Genomic DNA, 9796 nt, shown 5'->3' on the forward strand with positions numbered 1-9796 from the left:
GAACCAGGCTCTGAATCTTCAACTATGAGCGGTCGTTGAACGCGTCCTTAAACCACTCAACATCATTTCCGGTGAAGGCTAACACATCGAACCGGCAATCCACAGTATCAAAACTTCCATTGTGGCGCGCAAGCCACAAGCGGGCAGTCTGTAATAATTTGTGTTGCTTGCTCCGGGTCACACTCGCCGCTGCACCGCCAAACTGGGCTGAGCGCCGATAGCGAACCTCAACAAATACGGTGGTGTTGCCTTCACGCATTATCAGGTCGATTTCGCCGCCACGCTCACGCACGTTGGCGGCGATAAAATGCAGTCCCTTGCTCTGCAGCCAGTCACGCGCGGTGGATTCCCACGCGTCACCGGTCTGTTTACTCGTTAACTGGCGGGGACGACTTGTCCTTGCTGGTATTTGAGCCATGATAACTTCCTGTTAATCACACAATCCTGCGTTGCGGTTAAGGCTCCGGTGTTGCCGTTAATTTCGAAACCCTGCACCTGACGCATTTGCGAGAAGTGGTTGGCAAGCGACCAGGCATCGACGCCCATCGCGTACATACGTGCCAGCGAGTAGTCGTTACGAACCGCGCCCAGCGCCTGCTGCATGAGAGGGGCGTTAGCGCCTGCCAGCATCGGAATTTCGCTGTACTGCAAGCCTTCCATCTCCAGACGGAAATCCGGGCCGGCAGTTCCCTGCGCGCTACGGGAGCTGGCGTACAGCGTGGCACCGCTCTGGCTACCGTTGCGCATGGCGATCATCGGCTTTATAAATGCAATTTCTTCCGGCGTTGCCAGAATATATACGGCATCAACACGACCGCTGCCGCCGGTGATTTGCGCATCGGTAGGTGCTGCCGGAATGGTCAGACCGCCAATCGTCACGCCAGGCTGCGCGGGTACAGAAGAGGCCACCGGGCTGCCCGTCAGGGAAATCCCCGAGCCGCCGTTGACGCCCATTTTCAGCTCAGCGGTGGAGCCGAACTTCTGCTGCAGCACCACGCCGCCACCCAGTTTTTGCCACTCCTGTGCAAAGGCGTTGGCAACGCGATCGCCTAACGAACTCCGCGGGATCAACAACAGCGGCGTCTGCTTTCCTTGATCGCGAATGTGGCGTGCTGCGTCGCGCGCTTCATCTTCTGGCGACAGAGCGAAGTAGCAGACGTTCGGCAGGTTTTTCACCGACTCCGGCTGATTAAGCGCCAGGACGTTTAATGGCGTGTTGCTTTTCATCAGCTCTTCAACATTGTTCTTCAACAGTGGGCCAACCACGATGCTGGCGCCATCCTGCTGAACCTGAGTCAGGATCTGATTCAGCGGCTGTGATGACGTGTCGTAGATTTTCAGCTCCGCGGACGGATTCGCTGGTGCGCTGGCGGTTGTTGGCTGCGCAGGCGCTGTTGGTTGTGGAGCTGTAGCTTCTGGCTGTGCTGGCGTCTCGTTGGTCAGATCGCTTACTGACGCCTGAGCCGGGCTGGCAACACCGTCAGTCGTTTGCGGCTGTTCCGTGGTCGTCGCAGCCGCTGTATCCGCAGCAGGCGCGGCAACAGCAGGGTCCGCTACGGGTTGAGTACCCATATTTTTCGCAGCTTCAAAGCCTTGCTGAATAGTACGGCCAAATACAGCGGCCTGACCGTTCAGCGGCAGCAGCAGAGCAATTTTGCTGGTGGAAGCGGGTTTAAAGCTCTGCACGTTAACCAACTGCGTTGGCAACAGTTTTGCCCCCGGGTTTTGTGGATAACGTTTCTGCCAGTCAGCAATACCGGCTTTCATCATGTCTGGATCGTTACGGTTATCGAACCAGACGCGCTGGAGATCTAACCAGCCTTGCAGCACGTTTTCATCCGCATTGATGACCAGCGTCTGCGCTTGCTCCTGGGTCATGGATGACAGCGCCTGCCAGGTGGCATCCATGTTTTTCTGCTTAGCGTTCGCGGCCAGCAGCGGTTCCTGGGCGATCAGGGCGCGAAGTAGCGTCAGCGATGGACGACCCTGGTTGACGTCGATTTGCGCCTGCCAGTATCTCGCCTGCTGGTTTTGATCAAAATCGGCGGGGGTTAGCTTATCCAGCAGGGCCTGTGCGCCAGCGACATCTTTCTGCGCGAGCTTAATTTCGACGGCCAGCAGTGACTGCTCACGACGCTGGGTATCGCTTAGCTTCTGTGGTAGCTGGTTGAACAGCTCGAAAGCCTGTTGGCTCTTGCCTTCTTTCAGCAGTGCACGAATGGCGAGTAATTGCCAGTTGGTCTTGCTATCATCTGAGCTTTGCTGCATTTGTTGCAGATAAAAGCCGGAATCAGCCTGCGCAGTGCCCTGCATATGGGCTGCACTCTGGTCTGGCGCCTGGGTGCCACAGCCTGCGAAAATCAGTGCAGCCAGAATGACTGGTAGCGCGCGTGCGGCTTTCAAACGAGAAAATGTTGAGGGTACCATACTGTATCCAGTGATATTTTTTTACTCAATGCTCAATATTAAATCGGCAATACGGACGACACAATGAAACAACACGAATCGGCGGATAATTCTCAAGGCCAACTCTTTATTGTACCTACTCCTATAGGAAATTTGGCTGATATTACCCAACGAGCGCTCGAAGTTTTACAAGCCGTTGATTTGATTGCCGCTGAAGACACTCGTCATACAGGACTCTTGTTACAACACTTCGCGATTAACGCGCGTTTGTTCGCTTTACATGATCACAACGAGCAGCAAAAGGCCGAAACGCTGGTGGCGAAGCTTAAAGAAGGGCAAAACATTGCGCTGGTTTCCGATGCCGGAACGCCGCTGATTAACGATCCTGGTTACCATCTGGTACGGACCTGTCGCGAAGCAGGGATCCGCGTTGTTCCCCTGCCAGGCCCTTGCGCGGCGATTGCTGCCCTGAGCGCTGCAGGTCTGCCTTCAGACCGCTTTTGCTATGAAGGTTTTCTGCCTGCCAAATCGAAAGGGCGTCGTGATGCGATGAAAGCCATTGAGGCTGAACCGCGTACGCTTATTTTTTATGAATCCACCCACCGTTTGCTGGATAGCCTGGAAGACATGGTTGCCGTCTGGGGCGAATCCCGCTACGTGGTGTTGGCGCGTGAGTTGACCAAAACCTGGGAAACCATTCACGGTGCGCCGGTCGGCGAACTGCTGGCGTGGGTCAAGGAAGATGAAAACCGTCGTAAAGGCGAAATGGTGCTGATTGTCGAAGGACACAAAGCGCAAGAAGACGACCTTCCGGCTGATGCGCTGCGTACGTTGGCCTTATTGCAGGCAGAGCTGCCGCTGAAAAAGGCCGCCGCACTGGCCGCTGAGATCCACGGCGTGAAGAAGAATGCGCTGTATAAGTACGCGCTGGAACAGCAGGGGGAGTAAGAAGGCCTGGATTAATCACCGGCTTGTCGGAAGAAATGTCGGAAGAAATGTCGGAAGAAATCGCTGAAAGCGTTGCAGTTAAAAGGCAAACTGCAACGCGTTGCTGCGTCAGGGGGATGTGGCGGTTGCTGTAAATTTTATTTATCAGGATATTGTGAGCCGTCAATCAGGCAACTGACATTGCGGTGCAACCATAAAAATGAAGCAGGAATAGTAGTAGTAACGGAGGCGGCTAGGTATTTTTCTACCGCATCGTGCTTCCCTTCACCTGCTATCAGCAACAAAATCTCTTTTGCATTCAGGATGTCTTTCAATCCCAGCGTAATGCCGTGAGTCACACGACTACCAGCTGTTTTTAACATGTCATGATGGCGCGTTTTCTCCTCAAGTACGCTGATATGGCAAAATGGCTCCAGGAGCTCTGTGGGTTCATTCAATCCCAAATGGCCATTTTTGCCTATTCCGAGCAGACATAAATCGAGGCCGCCTCGGCTGGCAATAATCTCTGTGATGCGCTCGCATTCCTGCTCGTTAACATTTTCAGATTGAAAACCAACCAACTGTTCAGCTCGTAAACCCAGCGGTTGAGCGATGTGTTGTTGCAGGAAAGATTCACACGTTGCAGGAGAGTTCAACGGAATACCGACCCACTCATCCAATTTCACGAAAACCACTCGATTAAAATCGATATTACGTTGGTTAATTTTCTCGACAAAGTAGCGATATGTGAGAAGGGGGGTGCCTCCTGTTGCCAGACAGATGGTTGCATCAGGTTTATTCTGTATCAGCGTAATTAACTGTTCGCTGGCGCGATCGCTCAATACGTCATAATTGTCGCAATACTGAATATATTGCATTTTTCGAGTCCTTTTGAAGTAGGGTGTTGCAGGCTGCTTCACCCTTATTTCGTTTAAAGTATGCCGAGTGCTGAAGAGATAATTGACAGTACAAACGTCACGCCGATTAACAGTACTGGATGTGCTTTTTTCACCCGCAACAGGTAGTACATCAGTAACGTGTAGCCCATCGGTAAAATATTCGGGAATACTTTATCGAAAAAATCCTGCTGTAATGCCACGCTGTGGGTACTGTCGATTGCAAAAGAAGTTACAACGTTAATGTGCACATAGGATGCGATAAGCCCGCCAATAACTGTGATCCCGAGGATCGTTGCTGAGCGGGCGATCATCTGCGAATTTTCTCGTACTTTGTCGATAGCTTTAACACCTACCGAGTAACCGACATGCGTCCAGCCGACGCGCAAGAAAAAGATCATCAAATAAACGGCGAAAAACAAAATTGGTCCCAGTATGTTTCCCTGGCTGGCGAAAGATGAACAGATCCCCGCCATAATAGGCAGTAAGGTGAACCAGAAAATGGCATCGCCGATCCCGGCGATAGGTCCAAATAGCGCCACTTTCAAGCCTTTAATTGTGTCGCGGTTTTCCCTCTTTTCTTCCATTGAGATCAATAATCCCATTAGAAAACCGACCAGATTAGGATGGGTATTGATAAATTCTAAATGGTCTTTCATCGCCGCGCTTAGACCGGCTTTATCATCCTTATAAATTTTTTTTAGTACCGGGAGCATAGCCCAGGTAAAACCACCTGCCTGCATCCTTTCATAGTTAAAGCTGGCCTGAAGAAATGACGAGCGAAAGCCAAGGCGAGTAATGTCTTTTTTACTGATTTCAGATCCCATTGCTATAGTCCTCTTCTTCATTGTTTTTATTAGTGGCAAGTTGAGCCTGCTGTTTGGCTTTCGCATTGAAAAATTCATATACGGCGAAGCCTGCGCCCAATACGGCGACGGGCAGTAGGTTGTTAACCTGGATGTAGCAGACGAAGAGGAAGCCAGCAATCAGGTAAGGTATGTACTGTGCTTTGAACATCACGCGGAGCAACAAACCAAAACCAACAGCAGGCAAAATGCCCCCCGCCACTTCAAATCCATGTGTTAACCAGGCGGGCATGGCTTTTACCAGTGACTGCATAGCGCCCTGTGCCAGATACGTACACAGGAAGGCGATGATGGCGTATGAAGAAGCAACAATCAGTGTTGTCAGCCAGTTCAGACGCGTAAATGCGCTTGTGTTTGCTTCTCTCGCACAGTTATCGGCTTTTGCCATAAACAGAGAGAATGCTGAGTAAAAGAACAATATTACGTATTGCATTAGAAGGCTGAAGGGCAAACCAAGACCGATGGCTGTTTTGGCATCCACGCCGGTAGACCATGCGATAACAGTGGTCATTAAACCGGCCATTATTGGATTGGGTGGCTGTACGCCTCCTGCGGGGGTTAGGCCAGCAAATGCCAGCTCGGTCAAACCACCTGTTATTAGGCCAATATGAATATCACCCAGAATAGCGCCGGTTAAAGTACATACAATAATCGGTCTGAATAAAAACAAGGCTTCCAGCCAAAAGTCGATTCCAAGAAAGAAAACTAATGCAGCCAGGGATATACCCTGAATAAGGGTTATTTCATGCATATATATCACCTCAAGAAAATAAATCCTTTTATTATGAAAAAGTTGTTTAGCCTTTTAATCAGGAATCTGTTCTTTTTGATCTCCAGGGACATCCTGAATAAAAATATGAACACCCTGTTTTTTTATAAAATGCAGGTCATCAAGATCTTGTTCATTAACGTAAACTTTGCTGCTTATCTGTTTTTTGCCTTCAGAGAAATGCATGTTACCCACATTGACATCGTTCAGTTGAATACCTCCTTCGAGCAATCTTCTTACTGTTTGTGGCGTCCGACAAATAAGAAAAATTTTCTGATGTGGTGCGGCCTTACCGATAACGTTTATGGTTTTATCTATGGAAAAAAAGCGGATGCCAAAACCGTAAGTTTCAGCAGTGATGCTCATTAATTTCTGCTGAATCTCATCTTGAGCAACGTCATCATCAATAACGACCAACAAGTTAGCACCAATTGTGGATGTCCATGTGACACCAACCTGTCCATGTACTAATCGGTTATCAATGCGGGTTAACAGAATTTTTGGACCACTCATATTTTAATCCTCACCATAAAAAGATTGAATTACATAGATTATTGAAATATATTATTATTGCAGTATCAAGTTTGTGAATTTATTCAGCGTAATTTAAACGCTATATATCTCTATTATTCGAATAATGAGTGCTAAAAGACATTATGCAGATAGCACTCAAGAATAAAAAAGAAATATAACGATGGTCACGATAATTCGCGGACAGCCATCAATTTGTTTGCTGAGCCGCATACATTAACTTTGCTACGCACCACTTCTTTCATCGCATCCATACCGACCCGCATATAATAACGGGGATCATTACCTTGTGGATTTTCCGCAAACCACGCTTTGACTGCATCGGCAAAGGCAATCTTCAGCTCGGTAGCAACGTTAACTTTGCACACACCAAGTTCGATCGTGCGGCGGACGTATTCGTCAGGGACATCGCTTGCGCCATGTAGTACCAGTGGAACGTCGACTACTTCACGAATTTCACCCAGCCGTTGGAAATCGATTTTAGGCGTTTTGGTGTAGAGGCCGTGAGCCGTACCAATGGCGACTGCAAGGCTGTCTACGCCGGTACGCTCAACAAACTGTTTGGCTTCTTGTGGATCGGTGAGGAAGGCACTTTCGGCATCCACGCTCATGTCATCTTCAACACCGCCGAGGCGACCTAACTCTGCTTCGACGCTGCAATCTTTGGCATGGCAAAAATCTACGACGGATTTAACCAGTTTCACGTTTTCTTCAAACGGGAAATGGCTGCCGTCGATCATTGCGCTGCGTACTCCTGCATTTACTTTGCGGCGAATATCGTCCAGAGACTCATGATGATCGAGATGTAACGCCAGCGGCATGTCGTAGCTGGTGGAATAAGCGCTGCACAGTGCATAGATCTCTTCCAGTGCAATATGCTTAAAGGTACCTGGGGTTCCGGCGAGGATCACGGGCGATCGCATTTCATTGCATACTTCAAGGATCGCCTGGATCGTCTCGGCGTTGTGAATGTTGAAGGCGGGGACGGCGTAGCCTTTTTTTTGTGCATCCAGCAGGAGATATTTTGTGGAAATAATGCTCATATAACGATCCTTTTAGGCGTTCCAGGGATGAATAACAACGCCCTGTACAACGCGGTTCACAGTGCCGCTGGCAGAAGGCGTATCCGGTGTATTGCCGATGTTAATGGATTGCGTCAAAGCAAAGACCTGGGCGTAAATCAGGAAGCAGAACGCTAATTCCATATCAATGAAAGAGCGTGCTGGCGGCAGCAGAATATGTGGGCCAGCTTCAATCACTTCATGGGTTTGTGCGGCAATTGCGACAACTCGTAGCGCCTGACGATCGCGGCGTAACTCTGCCAATAGATCGAGATCGTACTGACGTGTATAGGGGTGGCTGGAAACAAAAACCACTACCAGCGTTTCGTTATCAACCAGCGACTTTGGACCGTGACGAAAGCCGGTCGGGGAGTCATAAAATGCAGCCAGTTTACCCGCAGTCAGTTCCAGAACTTTCAGTGCCGATTCACGCGCAGCTCCCTGTAATCCACCGCTACCAAGGTAGACGATCCGTTTCCACGGATCATTGCCGAACACACCGTCGCTGAAATCGCCCAGTGAAGTCAGGATCGCCTGGCACCGATCGGCTACGTCGTGGAAGGTCTGACTATTGATTTTCTCTGGGGCGAATACTGCCAGGCAACTGGCCATCATGGTGGTAATGCTGCTGGTCATGGCAAAACCACGGTCATGTGTCTCTGCGGGCATTAACAGAGCAAAGGCATTGTCGCTTGCGACTGCGTTTTGATACAGGCAACCAGCTTCGTTACAGGTGATTGGCAGGTGATAACACTCAGATACAAACTGATTAGCCAGTTCTACTGCAGCAACGCTTTCTGGGCTGTTACCTGAGCGAGCGAAAGAAACTAGCAGCAGTGGATGTGCGGGATTCAGATAATCCATCGGATTGGTGACCAGGTCAGTGGTCGGAACGGCAGTGATGTTTTTTCCGGTGTAGCTTGCCAGCCACGGGGCGATGATGTCGCCAATGAATGCTGAGGTCCCGGCCCCGGTTAGTACGATCCGCAGATCGTTTTTGCGCAACAATGGCGCAAGAAAGCTATCAATGGCGGATCGAATATTGTCGATATTGGTGAGAGAACGGATCCAACTGGCAGGTTGTTGACGGATCTCTTCTTCGGTCCAGGTGCCCGTTACCGCAGTAACAGGGGTATAGGTTTCTGGCATAACTTAAGTCCTTAGTCTTGTAAAATCCACATAAGACGCTGGCGAAAATATCGCTATCTTTCGTTTCGTTTCACTTGCTCATATAATCTATTAATTAAAATCTATAGAAAAGAAATCGAAAGGTCAATAAGATGAAATGAAATAAAACGAAAATTGTGATCGTGAGAGCGAAGGATGTAATTATCTTATTGATCTATAAAGATAAGAGTTGTTATAAGGTGGTTGAGTATTTCCTTAAGCGAAAGGAAAAGAAAGGCCTTACGATCAAGGTTCGCAGGCCAACACAAGACAAAATGAAAGGTCAAAGGGGGAGAGCCTGACCCTGAATCCAGATCTGTTGTAAATGCAGCCCGCTATTAAGCGCGATCGCGTCGGCACGTTTACCCACTGCTAACGATCCCAGTTGGCGATCGATTCCCAACAGACGTGCAGGGTGGAGAGAGGCCATATGAATTGCCTCTTCTGCCGTTATCCCGGTGAACTCGATCATATTTCGTACGGCTGCATCAACCGAGAGCGTGCTGCCAGCCAGGCCACCGGACGTGGTACGCACAATTCCGCTGCGCATTTCCACTTGCTCACCGCAGAGCGAATAGCGCCCGTCAGGCATTCCTGCTGCCTGCATGGCATCTGTGATCAGCACCAGTCTCTCTTTCGCGCAACAGCAGCACAGCTTCATGGCCGCCGGGTGGACATGGTGTCCGTCAGCGATAAGCTCCAGCCAGGCGCGAGGGTCGGTTAACCCTGCGCCAACCATACCGGGCTCCCGGTGATGTAAGCCAGTCATACCGTTATAGCAGTGAACTAATCCGTCAGCACCTGCATCAAAGGCCGCGCGGGTTTGTTCCCAGTTGGCTGCGCTGTGGCCCAGCATCACTCGGACGTTGCGCCGCTTCAGATATTCGATAGCCTGCAATGCGCCAGTTTTTTCTGGTGCCAGCGCAACGACGCGCAATGTGTGCTGGGAAACCGTAATCAGTTCAGCCAGTTCACTGAGCTCCAGTTCCCTGAAAAGCTCAGGCGGGTGCGCCCCTTTGTTCTGCGGCGTAAAATATGGGCCTTCAAGATAACTGCCCAGCACCTGTGCGCCAGGCCCGCCGCAATGGTAGCGACGGGCAATACGCTCCAGCGCATTGTGAATATCCGGTAGTGGAGCGGTGACGGTAGTGGGTAGCCAGTTGGCTACCCCTT

Annotated in this window: 10 protein-coding genes; 1 reads left to right on the forward strand and 9 read right to left on the reverse strand. The window is 50.2% G+C overall.

What is annotated here, in order from left to right; translation table 11 throughout:
* Nucleotides 1-22 precede the first annotated feature (22 nt).
* The gene (locus FDW87_RS05455) at nucleotides 23-418 is read right to left on the reverse strand and encodes a YraN family protein (RefSeq protein ID WP_016157561.1); all 396 of its coding nucleotides are present in this window, start codon (nucleotides 416-418) and stop codon (nucleotides 23-25) included.
* Nucleotides 376-2427, reverse strand: a complete 2052-nt coding sequence (locus tag FDW87_RS05460; RefSeq protein ID WP_046275524.1) for a penicillin-binding protein activator — start codon at nucleotides 2425-2427, stop codon at nucleotides 376-378. Before FDW87_RS05460 ends, FDW87_RS05455 begins: the two co-directional genes overlap by 43 nt.
* Before the next feature lie 63 nt (nucleotides 2428-2490).
* Here FDW87_RS05460 and rsmI point away from each other — a divergent pair, with 63 nt between their 5' ends.
* Nucleotides 2491-3354, forward strand: coding sequence for a 16S rRNA (cytidine(1402)-2'-O)-methyltransferase (gene rsmI / locus FDW87_RS05465; RefSeq protein ID WP_016154652.1), 864 nt, complete (start codon nucleotides 2491-2493; stop codon nucleotides 3352-3354).
* 137 nt (nucleotides 3355-3491) lie between these two features.
* On the opposite strand, the gene FDW87_RS05470 is transcribed toward rsmI, so the two are convergent.
* The 7 genes from FDW87_RS05470 to nagA all read right to left on the reverse strand — a co-directional run.
* Complete coding sequence (locus FDW87_RS05470) at nucleotides 3492-4211, reverse strand: galactosamine-6-phosphate isomerase (protein WP_016157559.1); 720 nt, start codon at nucleotides 4209-4211, stop codon at nucleotides 3492-3494.
* A 53-nt stretch (nucleotides 4212-4264) separates the two neighbouring features.
* Complete coding sequence (gene agaD, locus FDW87_RS05475) at nucleotides 4265-5056, reverse strand: PTS galactosamine transporter subunit IID (RefSeq protein WP_016157558.1); 792 nt, start codon at nucleotides 5054-5056, stop codon at nucleotides 4265-4267.
* Complete coding sequence (gene agaC / locus FDW87_RS05480; protein ID WP_016157557.1) at nucleotides 5046-5846, reverse strand: PTS galactosamine transporter subunit IIC; 801 nt, start codon at nucleotides 5844-5846, stop codon at nucleotides 5046-5048. Before agaC ends, agaD begins: the two co-directional genes overlap by 11 nt.
* A gap of 54 nt (nucleotides 5847-5900) precedes the next feature.
* Nucleotides 5901-6377: a PTS galactosamine transporter subunit IIB gene (gene agaB / locus FDW87_RS05485; protein WP_016157556.1), complete on the reverse strand. Its 477-nt coding sequence runs from the start codon at nucleotides 6375-6377 to the stop codon at nucleotides 5901-5903.
* A 185-nt stretch (nucleotides 6378-6562) separates the two neighbouring features.
* Nucleotides 6563-7438, reverse strand: coding sequence for a tagatose-bisphosphate aldolase subunit KbaY (gene kbaY, locus FDW87_RS05490; protein ID WP_137379508.1), 876 nt, complete (start codon nucleotides 7436-7438; stop codon nucleotides 6563-6565).
* Nucleotides 7439-7450: 12 nt separating this feature from the next.
* Nucleotides 7451-8605, reverse strand: a complete 1155-nt coding sequence (locus FDW87_RS05495) for an AgaS family sugar isomerase (RefSeq protein WP_137379509.1) — start codon at nucleotides 8603-8605, stop codon at nucleotides 7451-7453.
* A gap of 301 nt (nucleotides 8606-8906) precedes the next feature.
* Nucleotides 8907-9796, reverse strand: an 890-nt coding sequence (nagA, locus tag FDW87_RS05500) for an N-acetylglucosamine-6-phosphate deacetylase (RefSeq protein ID WP_252363017.1), incomplete at its 5' end; no start/stop codon positions are given.

Origin of the sequence: Citrobacter sp. wls826 (assembly GCF_005281245.1) — a bacterium.
In the GTDB taxonomy this organism is placed as follows: Bacteria; Pseudomonadota; Gammaproteobacteria; order Enterobacterales; family Enterobacteriaceae; genus Citrobacter; species Citrobacter braakii.

Bases quoted from the DNA above. Each gene is read 5' to 3' on its own strand.
- FDW87_RS05455 (WP_016157561.1), bottom strand. From the start codon at position 418: ATGGCTCAAATACCAGCAAGGACAAGTCGTCCCCGCCAGTTAACGAGT.
- FDW87_RS05460 (WP_046275524.1), bottom strand. From the start codon at position 2,427: ATGGTACCCTCAACATTTTCTCGTTTGAAAGCCGCACGCGCGCTACCA.
- rsmI (WP_016154652.1), top strand. From the start codon at position 2,491: ATGAAACAACACGAATCGGCGGATAATTCTCAAGGCCAACTCTTTATT.
- FDW87_RS05470 (WP_016157559.1), bottom strand. From the start codon at position 4,211: ATGCAATATATTCAGTATTGCGACAATTATGACGTATTGAGCGATCGC.
- agaD (WP_016157558.1), bottom strand. From the start codon at position 5,056: ATGGGATCTGAAATCAGTAAAAAAGACATTACTCGCCTTGGCTTTCGC.
- agaC (WP_016157557.1), bottom strand. From the start codon at position 5,846: ATGCATGAAATAACCCTTATTCAGGGTATATCCCTGGCTGCATTAGTT.
- agaB (WP_016157556.1), bottom strand. From the start codon at position 6,377: ATGAGTGGTCCAAAAATTCTGTTAACCCGCATTGATAACCGATTAGTA.
- kbaY (WP_137379508.1), bottom strand. From the start codon at position 7,438: ATGAGCATTATTTCCACAAAATATCTCCTGCTGGATGCACAAAAAAAA.
- FDW87_RS05495 (WP_137379509.1), bottom strand. From the start codon at position 8,605: ATGCCAGAAACCTATACCCCTGTTACTGCGGTAACGGGCACCTGGACC.